General features: G+C 53.7%; 14 protein-coding genes. 7 read left to right on the forward strand and 7 right to left on the reverse strand.

Features of this window, described 5'->3' with window-relative positions; translation table 11 throughout:
- Window positions 1-10 precede the first annotated feature (10 nt).
- Both HVE01_RS13350 and HVE01_RS13355 read right to left on the reverse strand, forming a co-directional pair.
- Entirely contained in the window at window positions 11-523 is a 513-nt protein-coding gene (locus HVE01_RS13350) for a DUF1850 domain-containing protein (protein WP_125745735.1), read from the reverse strand.
- 45 nt (window positions 524-568) lie between these two features.
- Window positions 569-1,528 carry a TAXI family TRAP transporter solute-binding subunit gene (locus HVE01_RS13355; protein ID WP_125745733.1) on the reverse strand — a complete coding sequence of 320 codons (960 nt, stop codon included), beginning with the start codon at window positions 1,526-1,528 and terminating at the stop codon, window positions 569-571.
- Window positions 1,529-1,789: 261 nt separating this feature from the next.
- Here HVE01_RS13355 and csiR point away from each other — a divergent pair, with 261 nt between their 5' ends.
- From csiR to gabT, 5 genes are all read left to right on the forward strand, one after another.
- Complete coding sequence (gene csiR, locus HVE01_RS13360) at window positions 1,790-2,479, forward strand: DNA-binding transcriptional regulator CsiR (protein ID WP_038481603.1); 690 nt, start codon at window positions 1,790-1,792, stop codon at window positions 2,477-2,479.
- An 83-nt stretch (window positions 2,480-2,562) separates the two neighbouring features.
- Window positions 2,563-3,741, forward strand: a complete 1,179-nt coding sequence (locus tag HVE01_RS13365; protein ID WP_125745731.1) for an acyl-CoA dehydrogenase — start codon at window positions 2,563-2,565, stop codon at window positions 3,739-3,741.
- Window positions 3,742-3,767: 26 nt separating this feature from the next.
- Entirely contained in the window at window positions 3,768-4,982 is a 1,215-nt protein-coding gene (locus HVE01_RS13370; RefSeq protein WP_146944692.1) for a CaiB/BaiF CoA transferase family protein, read from the forward strand.
- Between the two features lie 242 nt (window positions 4,983-5,224).
- Entirely contained in the window at window positions 5,225-6,028 is an 804-nt protein-coding gene (locus HVE01_RS13375) for an EAL domain-containing protein (RefSeq protein WP_146944694.1), read from the forward strand.
- A 242-nt stretch (window positions 6,029-6,270) separates the two neighbouring features.
- Window positions 6,271-7,545, forward strand: coding sequence for a 4-aminobutyrate--2-oxoglutarate transaminase (gene gabT, locus HVE01_RS13380; protein ID WP_146944696.1), 1,275 nt, complete (start codon window positions 6,271-6,273; stop codon window positions 7,543-7,545).
- A gap of 182 nt (window positions 7,546-7,727) precedes the next feature.
- Here the strand turns inward: gabT and HVE01_RS13385 are convergent, their stop codons facing one another.
- The 5 genes from HVE01_RS13385 to HVE01_RS13405 form a co-directional block, all read right to left on the reverse strand.
- Window positions 7,728-7,976: a YkoF family thiamine/hydroxymethylpyrimidine-binding protein gene (locus HVE01_RS13385; protein ID WP_125745725.1), complete on the reverse strand. Its 249-nt coding sequence runs from the start codon at window positions 7,974-7,976 to the stop codon at window positions 7,728-7,730.
- Between the two features lie 18 nt (window positions 7,977-7,994).
- Complete coding sequence (locus HVE01_RS13390; RefSeq protein ID WP_146944698.1) at window positions 7,995-8,816, reverse strand: alpha/beta fold hydrolase; 822 nt, start codon at window positions 8,814-8,816, stop codon at window positions 7,995-7,997.
- A gap of 136 nt (window positions 8,817-8,952) precedes the next feature.
- Window positions 8,953-9,999, reverse strand: a complete 1,047-nt coding sequence (gene dinB / locus HVE01_RS13395; protein ID WP_125745722.1) for a DNA polymerase IV — start codon at window positions 9,997-9,999, stop codon at window positions 8,953-8,955.
- Between the two features lie 262 nt (window positions 10,000-10,261).
- Window positions 10,262-11,737, reverse strand: coding sequence for a protein adenylyltransferase SelO (locus HVE01_RS13400; protein ID WP_186808848.1), 1,476 nt, complete (start codon window positions 11,735-11,737; stop codon window positions 10,262-10,264).
- Window positions 11,738-11,784: 47 nt separating this feature from the next.
- Window positions 11,785-12,633 (reverse strand): NAD-dependent protein deacetylase, encoded by an 849-nt coding sequence (locus HVE01_RS13405; protein ID WP_146944702.1) that lies wholly within the window; start codon window positions 12,631-12,633, stop codon window positions 11,785-11,787.
- Between the two features lie 115 nt (window positions 12,634-12,748).
- On the opposite strand from HVE01_RS13405, the gene HVE01_RS13410 reads away from it, so the two are divergent.
- Together HVE01_RS13410 and HVE01_RS13415 are read left to right on the forward strand one after the other, a co-directional pair.
- Window positions 12,749-13,921, forward strand: a complete 1,173-nt coding sequence (locus HVE01_RS13410) for a UbiH/UbiF/VisC/COQ6 family ubiquinone biosynthesis hydroxylase (protein WP_146944704.1) — start codon at window positions 12,749-12,751, stop codon at window positions 13,919-13,921.
- A 75-nt stretch (window positions 13,922-13,996) separates the two neighbouring features.
- Complete coding sequence (locus HVE01_RS13415; RefSeq protein ID WP_146944706.1) at window positions 13,997-15,193, forward strand: E22 family MetX-like putative esterase; 1,197 nt, start codon at window positions 13,997-13,999, stop codon at window positions 15,191-15,193.
- Window positions 15,194-15,342: the final 149 nt, after the last annotated feature.

Below are 15,342 nucleotides of genomic sequence, written 5' to 3' on the forward strand. Positions count from 1 at the left end.
ACTATCGTTTTTATTCACGCGGAGCAGTGCTAGGTGATAATAATTGGATAATCACACGTTGCCCGGCTGCGTACTCACTTAAACTCACCGGTGAATGCTCACCATTCGGCCACACCACTTGGTGATTGACGGCAGAAGAACCAACTCTTAATGCATAACGGTTATTTGCTACTGGCTCATGAATAGCATTAATCCAATAACCGCCCTCACCGTCTGAGACCTGCTCCCCACGACCAAATATATGACCAAGCCCTGCGGCAAAGTCTGGTTGATGACTACGTTCAAGTTGCATAACGCCTGCCGCATTGCGATAACAATCCAGTACCGTAAAGTGCTCAACAGAGTGCCGCCACTGGATACACCAGCGCCCTTCTGAAGGCACCAGCTCATCCACCAGAACATCGCCTTGTTCAGTCACTACAGCTAACCGCATAGACGCATTCGCCGAAGCGGGGGAAGCCCCCACTTCGGCGAGCGGTAGACATGCAAAAAGTAGCGCCATCAGTCGTTGTTGCCACTGCATGGCAATATCCTTATGGCAATGTCTTATGGCAAGACCCTTTAATCGTTAAGGGCGCAGACGATCAGGAATATCCGCTCCTACTTCTTCAAAGTAGCGAATCGCACCCGGGTGCAACGGCACAGGCGTAGAGTTCATGGTGAACTCAATGGTGGTGTCGTTGGCGGCAGGATGAACAGCAATTAACTCATCGGTGTTTTCAAACAGCAGTTGAGTCAGTTGGTAGGCGAGCTCTTCGTCCATATCAGAATTCACCACCAAGACGTTAGGAATACCGATAGTCTGAACAGACTCGTCCATACCGTCATACATACCCGCTGCCAGCTCGTAGGGCGCGAACACCGCCTCCGCCTCCTGTGCGTTGGCAACCTCTTCATCCGAGAGGCCGATCAAGCGGATATCACGGGTAGCGGCAAGGTTAAGAATAGAACTGGTGGGAGGGCCAACGCTCCAAAAGCCGGCGTCGATATCACCATCACGAATGGCATCTGCAGTTTCGTTAAAATTGAGCCGCTGAGGGGTAAAATCTTCATAACTAATGCCATTGGCTTCCAATAAGGCACGCGCATTTAGCTCAGTGCCACTACCTGGTGCACCAACAGACACCCGCTTCCCGGCCAAGTCAGCAATAGTCTCGATATCCGACTCAGCCAGCGTTACCAACTGCACTGCATTCGGGTAAACAGAGGCCAGTGCACGGGTGTTTTCAATCTGACGACCGTCAAAATCGCCACTGCCGTTATAAGCCTGATAAACCGTATCAGCCAGCGCTAGCGCCAAATCGGCGTCGCCGCGCATGATCAGCCCCATATTTTCGACGGAGGCACCGGTAACCTCAGCCGTCGCCTGAGCGCCTTCAATATGGTTATTAATCATCTCAGCAAAGCCGCCGCCGATCGGGTAATAAACCCCGCCGGTACCGCCGGTCGCGATTGAAAGCTGTTGCGCACTGGCTGGCAGTGCAACAGCCAACATGGATGCTGCCACTGTATATTTGAGAGTTCGCATAAGCGGTTCCTCCGTCCTGTTGGACTTATAAGTATGGTTGACGATAAGGCGCTGTGAAGTCCCTGCCTCTGGTTACCGTAAACGGCAAGCAAACGCGGTGCAATGACGTTAGCACGGCATTAGCGTGAGATGCTAATGCAACGCTATGCGCTGATAAACCCTGTATAAATATCGTTACCTATGCCAAATGTCTAAAATTTATTGATAATAGTGATTAGTTAATGCAGATCGCCACGTCCAACGTTGGCCTAAGGAGATACCATGGAGCACGATGCGCCGCGCCCGAACCTAGCCATCAGTGCCTATCGCGCCCTGAAGCACGACATTATTCGCGGCCGTTATGCACCTGAAGAGAAGCTGCTAATGAGCCGCCTAAAGGAGTATTACGGCGCCAGTACCGGTCCACTACGCGAAGCGCTTTCCCAACTAGTTGCCGACCGCTTGGTGATTGCGATTAGCCAGCGTGGTTATCGCGTTGCCCCCATGTCGCTGGCCGAGCTGAATGATATTTACGACGCACGCGCTCAGTTAGAAGGTCTGATTTTGCGCCTGGCCATTGAGCGCGGTGACGACGACTGGGAAGCCAATGTCCTCGCCACTGCTCATCGGCTAGCTAAAGTGACTGAAGTAAGCTCCCCTGATGAGCTGCTCGATGGCTGGGATTTGCGCCATAAGGCATTTCATACCGCTATTGCTAGCGGCTGCAACTCGCCACACCTGTTACAGATGCGCGACACACTGTTTGATCAGGTAGAACGCTACCGCCACCTGTGGCTGCAGGAAACGGTGATGTCTCCCCAGGCACTTGAAATCAAAAGACAAGAGCATGCCGCCTTGGTAGACGTCATCCTGGCTCGTGATACAGAACAAGCGGCTAACCTCATGCGTGATCACTTAATGACGCCCGTGCCGATCATTACCCGTGTTCTCAAGGAACGTGGGATTAATTAAATTGTTTATTTTAAAATGTAGATATTTCAACAAAACGACGATACATTGAATCGTATCAAAATGACTATGTAGGAGTTCACGCCATGACCCGCTTCAACTGGGACGACCCGCTGCTGCTCGAACACCAACTCACCGATGAAGAGCGTCAAATTCGTGATGCCGCTCACGACTACTGCCAGGAAAACCTGCAGCCACGTGTGCTGAGTGCTTTTCGTGAAGAGCGCTTTGATCGTGAGATCATGAGCGAGATGGGCGAGCTTGGCCTGCTGGGTGCAACCGTCGCTCCTGAATATGGTGGCTCAGGCGTGAACCATGTGGCCTACGGACTGATTGCCCGTGAAGTAGAGCGCGTTGATTCAGGCTATCGCTCAGCGATGAGCGTGCAGTCATCATTAGTGATGTATCCGATTGAAGCCTATGGCTCTGAAGAGCAGAAGCATAAATACTTACCTAAGCTCGCCAGCGGAGAAATGGTCGGCTGTTTTGGCTTAACCGAACCTGACCATGGCTCAGACCCTGGCTCAATGATCACGCGGGCAGAAAAAGTCGACGGCGGCTACCGCTTAACCGGAGCCAAAATGTGGATTACCAACAGCCCGATTGCCGATATTGCAGTGGTTTGGGCAAAGTCCGCCGCCCACGATAATCAAATCAAAGGCTTTATTGTTGAGCGCGGTACCGAAGGCTTCAGCACCCCTAAAATTGAAGGCAAAGTGTCACTTCGTGCCTCCATCACCGGTGAAATCGTACTCGACAATGCCTTTGTCCCTGAAGAAAACCTATTACCTAACGTTAGCGGTTTAAAAGGACCTTTCGGTTGTTTGAATAAAGCGCGTTTTGGCATTGCCTGGGGCGTTATGGGCACCGCTGAGTTCTGTTGGCATGCCGCACGCCAATACACCTTAGACCGCAAACAGTTTGGCCGCCCGCTGGCTGCAAATCAGTTGATCCAGAAGAAACTGGCAGATATGCAAACCGAAATTACTCTTGGCTTGCAAGCAGCGCTTCAAGTTGCACGCCTGATGGATAGTGGCAATTGGGCACCGGAGATGATCTCACTCATCAAACGCAACAACTGTGGTAAAGCGCTGGATATCGCTCGCCAGTCTCGCGACATGCACGGCGGCAACGGCGTTTCCGATGAGTACGGCGTTATTCGCCATATGGTGAACTTGGAATCGGTAAACACCTACGAAGGTACTCACGATGTCCACGCCTTAATCTTGGGCCGTGCCCAGACCGGCATTCAGGCATTTTTCTAAACGGCGAGCAACAAGTGAGGCACCTAATGAGCACAACAGCCAAGCCACTAGCAGGCATCAAAGTACTCGACATTTCACGCGTACTGGCTGGCCCGTGGTGCGGGCAAATGCTCGCAGACATGGGGGCTGATGTGATCAAGGTAGAGCGCCCCGTCAGCGGCGATGATACTCGCCACTGGGGCCCTCCATGGCTCTCTGGCAGTTCAGAGTCGGCCTACTATCTATGCGCCAATCGAGGCAAGCGCTCGGTCACCGTCGATATAGCCAAGCCGGAAGGCCAGGCATTGATTAAACAGCTCGTCGCCACCTCCGATGTGTTGCTTGAAAACTTCAAAGTGGGCGGTTTGAAAAAGTACGGCCTGGACTACGAGAGCCTGAAGATACTGAATCCTCGGCTTATCTACTGCTCAATCACCGGCTTTGGCCAGGAAAGCCCTTACGCACACCGCGCCGGTTACGACTTCATGATTCAGGCAATGGGCGGCATTATGAGCTTAACCGGCAAGCCTGATCATGAGCCCGGTGGTGGCCCCGTCAAAATCGGCGTTGCCTTTACCGATATTTTTACCGGCCTATATGCCGCCAACGCCGTGCTGGCAGCGCTTTATCAGCGCCGCGATAGCAACGTTGGATGCCATATTGATATGGCATTGATGGACGTGCAGGTGGGCGTACTGGCGAACCAAGCCCTTAACTACTTAACCTCCGGCCAAATACCTCAGCGGCTGGGGAATGCACATCCCAATATCGTTCCCTACCAAGCGTTTGCCACTGCCGATGGCCATATGATTGTTGCCGTCGGTAATGACGAGCAGTTTAAGCGCTTCTGCCAGGTAATTGATCAGCCAACGTTGCCGCTGGACCCAAGATTCGCCACCAACGGCGCACGGGTGCAGCACCGCACTGTATTGGCTCCTCTACTGGAAGCCGTATTACTAACGCAGAAAACCGATGAATGGCTGGCTGCCTTTGAAGCCGCCGGAGTTCCTAGTGGGCCAATCAACACCTTGGATCGCGTTTTTGACGACCCCCATGTTAAAGCACGTGGCTTGAAACAAACGCTCCCCCACAGCCAAGCAGGCCATGTCGACTTAGTCGCGAACCCTATCCGTATCAACGGCGAGTCCATCAGCGCCCAGACTCCCCCCCCTTCATTGGGTGAGCACACGCAACAGGTACTTGACGAGCTTGGCATTACCAGCGAACAGCGTCACGCTCTGCAACAAGCAGGCATTATTTAACGCTCGTCCGTCTCCCACTTTGCGTATCTACTATCTACTTAGCGATTGATCTTAGCGCCCGCTCGGGCGCTTTTTTCGTCTCAGCCTTCCCATAAGCTTCTATACAAAACCTATATACAAAGTTAGCAAGCGACTAAACGCCTTTCCGCTATGATTAGATAGTTAAAAACTTTAAATTGACCGACAATGGCTAACGTAAATTGGTCAGAAGGTAACTTGGCGCGCTGCTATAGGGGGATTTCATGGGTCACTGCGCACGGGTAGACGGTAGCTGTAAGCGATGCGAGGGGGACCTTCCTTTTAATTTTACAATGGCTTTTCAACCGATTGTGGACGTGTCACTTGCTCGTGTGGTGACACATGAGGCACTTGTCCGAGGGCCTAATGGCGAATCTGCCTGGAGCGTTATTTCTCAGGTGACTGACGGTCTACTGTATCGATTTGATCAAGCTTGTCGCGTTAAAGCGATAGAGATGGCAAGCGCTTTGAATATGCCAACGGCGTTATCAATCAACTTCTTACCCAATGCTGTTTACGAACCGGAAGCCTGCATTCAAGCAACGCTTGATATTTCTCGACGCGTTGGATGGCCAATGGAGCGGCTAATTTTTGAAATCACTGAAACCGAACGCGTGCGTGACCGCCAGCACCTGCGCAATATCATCGAAGTCTATCGCGAGATGGGCTTTAAAACAACCCTTGATGACTTTGGCAATGGCTATGCCAACTTAGATTTATTGACTGACCTAACACCGGATAAGCTCAAAATCGACCGTGAGCTGGTGATGAACTGTGATCATGATACGCGTCGCCAAGCGCTGCTCAATTCCATCATTTTGCTGGCGAAAGAGTTGAACATAACGCTTATTGCTGAAGGGGTAGAAACACGCGAAGAAGCATTATGGCTAGCGCGGGCGGGCATTGTTCGCCAACAGGGCTTTTTTTACGCCAAGCCGGCTATTAATTCCTTAGGCCCCGACCTAACCTTTCGATTATTAGACTTACGAGAAGAGGTGTGTGCAGACTTAAAAGCATCAAGCTACTGATGCAAACCGATTACCTGCTGCCTATTACCGATTATCTTTTAACTACTCTCCATTAACTACTATCTTTTAATCAGCGTCTTTTAACGACTGTCTGTCACCTGCTGTCTGTCATCTACCACCCATTACCTCCGTTTTATCGTCTATATAACGAATCTGAAGCAATGAAGATCGAACCTGTCACATAAGCAAGTGACACTGCACATTTCTCACAGGCAACATCCAACACCCAAAGGAGTTGAGCCATGAGCAACGCCGAGCTAAACGAACTGAAACAGAAGTATGTCGCCGCGGGTGCCGCCAGCCCCGCCACTGCTTTTGCGGATCGCGCTGAGAATGCTGAGATCTGGGACGCCGACGGCAACCGCTTTATCGATTTCGCGGGGGGGATTGGCGTTTTGAACGTAGGGCATCGTCACCCTAAAGTGGTTGCTGCGGTGAAAGCCCAGCTGGATAAGCTCATGCACACCTGCCAAACCGTGATGCCCTATGAAGGCTATGTAAAAGTTGCTGAAAAACTTAGCCACCTCGTACCAGTTCGCGGCCACGCCAAAGTAATGCTGGCTAACTCTGGTGCAGAGGCGTTGGAAAATGCCGTTAAAATTGCCCGCGCAGCCACCGGCCGCTCTAACGTCATTTGTTTTGACGGTGGTTATCACGGCCGAACGTTCTACACCATGGCCATGAACGGCAAAGTAGCTCCCTATCAAAGCGATTTTGGCCCGATGCCGGGCACGGTATTCCGCGCGCCTTATCCGGTGCCCTACCACGGCGTCAGCGAAGACGAAGCTATCCGCGGCCTGAAAATGACCCTGAAAACCGACGCCAACCCAAAAGATACCGCCGCGATTGTCTTGGAGCCGGTGCTTGGCGAAGGCGGTTTCTATCCTGCATCTAAAAGCTTCCTGGAGAAGATCCGCGAAATTTGTGATGAACATGGCATGCTAATGATCATCGACGAAGTGCAGTCTGGCTTTGGCCGCACCGGCAAAATGTTTGCCATTGAGCACAGCGGCGTTGAGCCGGACATCATGACCATGGCGAAAAGTATGGCTGACGGCATGCCAATCTCTGCGGTTGTCGGCACCGATAAGGTTATGGACGCCTCAGGCCCTAATTCTCTGGGTGGCACCTATACCGGTAGCCCTACTGCCTGCGCCGCGGCACTTGCGGTAATGGAAGTATTCGCGGAAGAAAACATTCTTGAGAAAAGCCGAGCGCTGGGTGAAAAATTAGCGGCGCGTTTTGGCGAGTGGCAAACCAAGTTCGACTGCATTGATAATGTGCGCAACATGGGCGCGATGGCGGCATTTGAACTGGTCTCGAACAAAACGGACCGTACGCCCAATCCAGAACTGGCCGCAGCGCTGTGTAAGAAAGCCCGTGAAGAAGGGTTGATCCTACTTTCCTGCGGCATGTACGGCAATACGATTCGCTTTTTGATGCCCGTCACCATTGAAGACAGCGTGCTCAACGAAGGGCTGGATATTATTGAATCCTGTTTGGAGTCGCTGATTTAAGGGACCCTGATTCAAAAGGCCTATAACAGCTCGTAGCGGGGGTCTTTTGCCATTGCCAGAAAACAGTTTCCGACTTTTCCGGCATTCCCACCATACTTGGTGGTCAGATGGCAAAAATAGCGCCCAAGAATGGGTTTACAGCGCCCCCGCCTACAGCTGTTTCGGCCATGCCAGCTCTCTACTTACCGAGGGCGTCGGTCGCCTTCGAGGAAGTTAGCTGTAAAGACCGCTTTACCGTGAGTCTCGAACGACCACTTCATCACATCGCTTAAAGCGGTCATCACCGCATCGAATTCCCCGAACACTTGAGTACTCATTCGATTAGGGTGAACTTCTAATCCCGTGGCTTCCAAACGTTTTACCACGTCTTTCACCACTGGCTTAAAATCATCGGCCAGGGGGTAATAGCTTAGCTGTACGGAAAGATACATCCTGCCTCCTTATGCGCGTTATGCGCGCTTACTGGCTCCTTGTGAAAAGCTCTGCCAGGCCGCCAATATAGCCGCCCGTGTCTCATCAGGATGCTCCATAGGGAACATGTGGGTGCCGGGAACTTCGCTAGTAGCTAACCCACGACGCTGAAGCCGCTTGACCCGTGTAGGGGTGAGTAAGTGCGACTCCTGCCCTACTACCAAGTGGACCGGCACACCGACTCGCCGTGGCAATCCCGACAGGTGATCCGGTAGGTGGCGAAAAATCTCTACCTCAATACCTGGGTCAAAGGTTAGCTCAGCGCTACCGTCATCCAGTAAGCGCGTACCTGCTTCAATGTAGTCGTTCAATGCCTCTGGGGTAAAGCGGCGAAATAGCCCTCGGCGTCGCAGCGAGTCAGCCATGGCTTCTCGGCTAGGCCACACACTGCGCCGCCCCTGGGTTTTACCAGCAGGGGTGATGCGATCCATAAAACCAAATCGCTTCGCCGCTTTCATCACCCAGGCATCCGGCCCCAGCATCAACGGCGGGTCAAGCATAATGACGCCGCAGAAGCGTTCTGGCTGCTTATCTGCCGCCATGGCCATCAGCGTACCACCTAATGAGTGACCAACGCCCAGTAATGGTGCATCAGTAACCGGTAAATAGCTCAACAGCTCATCGACTAAATTGCCCCAGTTATGGTTCACCGGGTAGTCTGGGTGATGACCCAATCGATCTAGCGGATGGAGGTCAAACGACTCTGCCAGTGGTTCCAGCAGCGTGCGATAGCTTAAGCCAGGAAAGCCATTCGCATGGGCAAACACTAAACGAGGGCGTTGGGTGGCATGGGCAGACATGGTTAGCTCGCAGGATAAGAAGACAGAAATGCTACGTGGGGCACGCCACGCTAGCTAGTAAGCATACAAACTATCATACGTCTGTTTTAACGCGCCTTTGTATGAGCGTCAATCGACATAAGTATTAACAGGCTAATTAAAACAGCGAGAGTTGCTGAACGGCGGCTTCTTCTGCCAAGCGGTAGCCCACACCTAGTAGCCGAACTGGCTTCTCCCCTCGCGCCCAACCAATAGCCAGCAGGGATTCGAATTGCTCCTGGTTGGGTGCGGGGTCGGCGTGCTCCACTGTCGTTTGGGTAAAGTCATTGAATTTTATCTTTACCATTAACCCGCGCACGGCGGGCGCGGGGTCTAGTCTGGCATAGCGCTGCTCTAAGTCGTTGAGCAGATCCGGTATCTGTTGGCGACAGGTTTCCAGGGTAGGTAAGTCCTGGGAGTAGGTTTGCTCGGTGCTGATCGATTTCCGCTCACGATGGGTTTTCACCGGTCGCTCGTCGCGCCCAAAGCTAAGCTCGAACAGCCGATGCCCGAAGCGGCCAAACTGTTCGACCAGCTCGGTGAGCGGGCGAGCCCGCAAATCCGCACAGGTTTGAATACCCAACCCCGCCAATTTTTCAGCCGTGCGCGGCCCTACCCCGTGGATTTTCTTGACCGGCAGTTGCTGCACAAAGCCATCGATATCGTTCGGCGTGATCACAAACAGACCATCGGGTTTACGCCAGTCGCTGGCAATTTTGGCAAGAAACTTGTTGGGCGCGACGCCTGCCGAGACGGTAATGCCTACTTCCTGCTTAACCCGTTGGCGAATCGCTTCGGCCATGCGGGTGGCGCTGCCGTTGCACAGGGAAACATCAGTAACGTCTAAAAAGGCTTCATCTAGCGAGAGCGGTTCAATCAGTTCGGTCACATCGCGATAAATCGCAAACACTTGACGCGCCACCGCTTTGTATTTGGCCATATCACCGCGGATCACGGTCAAATGTGGGCAGCGTTTGAGTGCCTGCGCCATGGGCATGGCCGAGTGGATGCCAAATTCGCGGGCGGGGTAGTTACAGGTAGCAACAACCCCGCGCTGCTCAACGCTGCCACCAATCGCAATAGGCACATCGTTAAGCGCTGGGTTGTCGCGCATTTCAACCGCTGCGTAGAAGCAGTCACAGTCGCAATGAATAATTTTGCGCACAGGTTGCCCTTGCCTCCGCCCCTACCTGTAAATAATCACAGTTTACCACAAGAGCGATGTGAGCAATGACATCACTGATGTGCTAGGCGGAACAGCTCTTCGCGGGGGCGCTGTGACCCCGTCCGTGGGCGCTACTTTCGCCATCTGACCGCCAAGGATGGCGGGAATGCCGGAAAAGTCGGGAACTGTTTTCCGGCCATGGCGAAAGACCCCCGCTATGAGCTATTACCGCCGTGATGGCTTACTTTTCAGCTTGGGTAAATCAAGTACCGCAAAACGTTCTTAGTACCTGCTCGTTTTCCGTTGCGGGGGCTGCAAGGCGGCGTGCTTCTGCGGATTCATCAAAGGGCTGGGTGACCACCGCAAGTAAGCTGTGAAACGGCGTAAAATCTCCTTCATAAGCCGCATCAATAACTTCCTGAATGCGGTGATTGCGGGGAATAACAACCGGATTAGCACGCCGCATAGCAGCTAAGCGCTCGCTGTCTTGGCTGGCAACCTGTACGGCTTGCCACTTATCTAGCCATGCCGCCAACTCATTGGGCTGAGTCGTCAGCGCCAGCAGTGCTTCCTTGTGCGTTTCACTTGCAGTGCTGGCGTAATGCGTCAGCGCATCAAAGGTAGCGGTCATATCCATCTGCCCCTGGTGCATCTGACTTTCCAGCGCCGCCATTAGCGTTACCTCTTGGTCACTGTCCGCTGCAAGGCCAAGCTTATCCGCATGCAGGCGGCGTTGCTCGGCATCAAACAGTGACCCAAAGCGGCGGATGATATCAGTGGCCTGCTCAACGACGGTATCGCCCTCTTCGCGCATCAGCGGCAGCAGCGTTTCGGCAAAGCGGGCTAGGTTCCATTGAGCAATGGCGGGCTGGTTATCAAAGGCATAGCGCTTGCCTTGATCAATCGAGCTGTAGACTTTTTGCGGGTCAAACTGCTCCATAAAGGCACACGGGCCGTAATCAATGGTCTCTCCAGCAATGCTGCAGTTATCGGTATTCATCACGCCATGAATAAACCCAAGGCTCATCCACCGCGCCACTAGCGCTGCTTGGCGAGCAACCACCGCTTCTAACAAGGCTAAATAAGGATCGTCTGCACTAGCGGCTTCGGGATAGTGGCGCTCAATCACATGATCAGCCAACGCTTTCAGGGCAGCTTCGTCTCTACGTACCGCTGCAAATTGAAAAGTGCCTACACGAATATGACTGCTTGCCACGCGGGTAAAGACTGCGCCTGGCTCAGGCAGTTGGCGCACGACTCGCTCACCGGTCAAAACGGCGGCTAACGCGCGGGTGGTGGGTACGCCCATTGCAGCCATAAACTCACTGACCAGATACTCCCGTAGCACTGGGCCTAATGGAGAACGGCCATCACCGCTACGGGAAAATGGTGTGCGGCCGCTACCCTTGAGCTGCACATCGCGCCGTATCCCAGCCTTATCGACGACCTCGCCCAGCAACAGTGCGCGACCATCGCCCAACTGCGGTACAAAATTACCAAACTGATGCCCAGCGTAACCAAGCGCCCGTGGTTCTGCGCCCGGTGGCAATTGGTTACCACTAAACCATTGGGCAAGGGTGGCATCATCAGGCTTATTCTTCAGCTCTGACTCAATCCCCAGCGTTTCTGCCAGGCGCTGATTAAATACAATCAGCGTGGGCTGGCTCACTGGCGTTGGCTGGCAGGCAACCCACAGTGGCTCGGGAAGCGTTGCAAACTGGTGTTCAAATGACAGCACGGGTGACTCCGCTGTTGGTGACAATCGTTACTTAGTACCCTAGCACTTTAGTCAAGTAAACGCTGCCGCAAACAGCTGACAGCGTGCTCTAACACTGGCGTTAACGGCGCACGCCACTGATGGGTTAATAGCGCATCAGCCCGCGTGACGCCCAACGACAGCGAGGCCACCGGTAAGCCCATGGCGTGGGCATCGCGGCACAAGCGGTAGCCGGAATACACCATCAACGAGGTGCCCACAGCCAGCACGGCATCAGCGTTTTGTAGCCCCGCTTGGGCAGCCAATCGCCGTGCTGGCGGCACCACATCACCGTAATAAACAACCTGGGGCTTTAAGATGCCTTGGCAGCGCGGGCAATCCAGCACCCTAAATGTTGAAAAATCAGTCTCTAAATCCGCATCGCCATCGGGCGCATAGTGAGCATCTAGCGCTGCAAAACTTGGGTTCATCCTGGCCATTTCGCTGTGCATGGCGTGGCGCATAAGTTGATAACCGCATGCCATGCACGCCACCACGTCTGCTCGCCCATGCAGATCAATGACCTTGCTGGAACCAGCCCGCTGATGCAGACGATCCACGTTCTGTGTTACCAGCAGTTCCACGTAGTCCATGCTTTCAAGCGCCGCTAACGCCTTATGCGCACCGCTCACTTGGGCTTCTCGCATAGCTTTGAAGCCGATCAATGCCCGCGCCCAATAACGCTGGCGCACGGCAAGTGAGGCCATAAAATCGCCATGCTGTACCGGCGGCGGTCGCTTCCACTGCCCGTCGGCATCGCGGTAATCAGGAATGCCGCTATCGGTGCTTACTCCCGCACCAGTAATCACCCACAGTTTAGGGTGGCGCTCGATAAACCCTGCCAGCGCCTCTCCCGCCTGCACGATGCTATTTGTCATTTCCACGGCCTGCGTCAATGGATCACCCTATGCAACACTGCGACAAGTAACCGATACTGTATGACAATAAAGGGTCATGCAATATGCCCTCGTTATTCAACGTAAGGAGTGTCTCATGCAGTGGGATCACGAGATTATCATTGTCGGCGGTGGCATGGTGGGTGCCGCTCTAGCGGCTCGTTTAGGCCATACCGGCATGTCGGTTGGGCTGGTAGAACGCGGCAGCGCCCCCACCCCGCTCAGCGGCGATTATGACCTGCGTATCTCCTCACTCAATGCCCGTTCATTGGCGTTTGTAAAAGCGAGCGGCACCGTGCTTCCCGAAGAGCGCTGCTGCCCGTTTCGTCATATTGATGTCGCCAACCAGGATGGCTCCGGCCACTCGCTGTTTTCTGCCCAAGACAGCGGTATGGACGACTTCGGCATTTTTATCGAAAACCGCACCCTGCAATATGCGTTGTGGCAACGTTTAGAGAATCTTCCCAGCGTGACCTGCTACACCCAGTGCGCACCGCTCAGCACCATGGCGGCCAGCACCGGCCGCATGCTAGAGCTAGATAACGGCAAAACCTTAAGTGCCCGTTTGATTGTTGGCGCAGATGGCGCGCATTCAACATTACGAGAACTTGCGGGCATTGCCGTTAGTAGCTACGACTACCATCAGCGGGCGATGATTATTAATGTAGAAACCGAGCTACCCCAACAGGATATTAGCTGGCAGTGCTTCACCCCAACCGGCCCGGTTGCCATGCTTCCCTTACCAGGCCATCGTGCATCGCTGGTGTGGTATGACAGCGACGAAGCCACCAAAGCTCGTGAACAGCTCTCCAACGACGCCCTAAAAACGACCATTGAAACAGCCTTTCCCAAGCGGCTAGGCAAGCTAACGCGAGTGGTCGCAAAGGCGAGCTTTCCAATTAGACGTCAGCACGCCAAACGCTATATCGGCAAGCGCTTAGCATTGATCGGCGATGCCGCCCATGTGGTGCATCCGCTGGCCGGACAAGGGCTGAATATTGGTCTGCACGATGCCGATACCCTGGCAGAGCTGATCATCAAAAGCCGAGACCCAGGTGACTCTATCAACCTGCACCGCTTCGAATGCCAGCGCCGCTTGGCCAACCAAGCAATGATTGCCGCCACCGATAGCTTCCATCACTTGTTTACCGGTGCAAAACCGCTACGCCAGTTGGGCGACCTCAGCCTGCACTTAGCCGAACGCGTACCGCTCGCCAAACGCATGATGATGCAACAAGCTAACGGGCTAAACCCATTTAAAATGCGCTAAAGCCGACTAAACTAGGGGGTGGCAACGCAGCATTGCCAACAACAATCATAACAACCCCTCATTTAAGGAAGGCGAATGGTTCTCACGCAACGACACTCTTTATGGACCGTGGTGACAGTTACCAGCCTCGGATTACTCGCAGCATCACCACTACTAGCCTGGGATGGCGTCGTCGAAAAACAAACCTTCGAGATGCAAGACTTCACCACTCAAGGCGGCGAGATGATTCCCGAACTTGCGGTGGGCTGGGAAGCCTACGGTGAATTAAACGACGCCCGTGACAATGCCATTTTAATTACCCATTTCTTTTCTGGCACCAGCAACGCAGCAGGTCGTTATGACCCAGATGGCGAGCCAACCGGCTACTGGGATGCCATCATTGGGCCCGGCAAACCACTGGATACCGACGAGTACTACATTATTGCGTCCGATACGCTGGTGAACCTCAACGCCCACGACCCCAATGTCATCACCACTGGCCCCGCCTCAATCAATCCAGACACCGGCGAACCGTGGGGAATGGACTTTCCTGTGGTAACGATTCGCGACTTTGTCGAAGTACAGCGTGCGCTGTTAGAGAGCCTGGGCATTGAGTCGCTACACGCAGTCATGGGCGCCTCCATGGGGTCGCTGCAAGCGTTTGAATGGGCCAGTGCTTACCCTGACAAAGTGGATAGGTTGATTCCCGTTATCGGTGGCGGCGTTGCCGACCCCTGGTTGCTGGCAACGCTTAGCGCTTGGGCAGCGCCCATCCGCTTAGATGCCAACTGGAATGAAGGCGACTACTACGATGGCGAGCCACCCACCGATGGCCTAAAAGAAGCGCTCAAGATCGTCACACTTAACGCCAATCACTGGCAGTGGGCCAACGAAACCTTCAACCGCGATTGGGCCGATGAAGAGCGCGACCCCGCTCAAGATATCAACGCCCGCTACGCCATTGAGCAAACGCTAGATGACGTCGCCGCCGCCCGCGCCGAACTTTCCGATGCCAACCATCTGCTGTATTTGGTTCGTGCCAACCAGCTCTTTATGACTGGCCACGGTGATTCGTTAGAAGAAGGACTGGCCGCCATCGACGCCCCGACGCTAATGCTCTACAGCGAAGACGATCTCGTTTTCGCCCCCGAAGGCGTGCGTCGCACTGCCGAGCTGATAGAAGCCGACGGCACCGAAGTAACGCTTGAAACCCTGGAAGGCAACCGCGGTCATTTAGATGGCGTTGTCTCTATCGACCAAGCCAGCGATACCTTGCGGGAGTTTTTGAAATAGTGTTCTTGAGACAGCGTTTGAAATAGGTTTTGAGACAGCATTTAAGACAGCTTTTGGAAAAACCTGTGGGATAACGAAGTGAGCACTGGCTTCCTTAGAAGCCAGTGCTTGAAGACTACGAAGCGCTGCTGATCGCCCAGCTTCGGTAT

This window comes from Vreelandella venusta, from assembly GCF_007989605.1.
GTDB classification, from domain to species: domain Bacteria; phylum Pseudomonadota; class Gammaproteobacteria; order Pseudomonadales; family Halomonadaceae; genus Vreelandella; species Vreelandella venusta.

What these genes read in the sequence shown, in the direction of transcription:
- HVE01_RS13350 (WP_125745735.1), bottom strand. Translation starts at nt 523, where the DNA reads ATGCAGTGGCAACAACGACTGATGGCGCTACTTTTTGCATGTCTACCG.
- HVE01_RS13355 (WP_125745733.1), bottom strand. Translation starts at nt 1,528, where the DNA reads ATGCGAACTCTCAAATATACAGTGGCAGCATCCATGTTGGCTGTTGCA.
- csiR (WP_038481603.1), top strand. Translation starts at nt 1,790, where the DNA reads ATGGAGCACGATGCGCCGCGCCCGAACCTAGCCATCAGTGCCTATCGC.
- HVE01_RS13365 (WP_125745731.1), top strand. Translation starts at nt 2,563, where the DNA reads ATGACCCGCTTCAACTGGGACGACCCGCTGCTGCTCGAACACCAACTC.
- HVE01_RS13370 (WP_146944692.1), top strand. Translation starts at nt 3,768, where the DNA reads ATGAGCACAACAGCCAAGCCACTAGCAGGCATCAAAGTACTCGACATT.
- HVE01_RS13375 (WP_146944694.1), top strand. Translation starts at nt 5,225, where the DNA reads ATGGGTCACTGCGCACGGGTAGACGGTAGCTGTAAGCGATGCGAGGGG.
- gabT (WP_146944696.1), top strand. Translation starts at nt 6,271, where the DNA reads ATGAGCAACGCCGAGCTAAACGAACTGAAACAGAAGTATGTCGCCGCG.
- HVE01_RS13385 (WP_125745725.1), bottom strand. Translation starts at nt 7,976, where the DNA reads ATGTATCTTTCCGTACAGCTAAGCTATTACCCCCTGGCCGATGATTTT.
- HVE01_RS13390 (WP_146944698.1), bottom strand. Translation starts at nt 8,816, where the DNA reads ATGTCTGCCCATGCCACCCAACGCCCTCGTTTAGTGTTTGCCCATGCG.
- HVE01_RS13405 (WP_146944702.1), bottom strand. Translation starts at nt 12,633, where the DNA reads ATGACAAATAGCATCGTGCAGGCGGGAGAGGCGCTGGCAGGGTTTATC.
- HVE01_RS13410 (WP_146944704.1), top strand. Translation starts at nt 12,749, where the DNA reads ATGCAGTGGGATCACGAGATTATCATTGTCGGCGGTGGCATGGTGGGT.
- HVE01_RS13415 (WP_146944706.1), top strand. Translation starts at nt 13,997, where the DNA reads ATGGTTCTCACGCAACGACACTCTTTATGGACCGTGGTGACAGTTACC.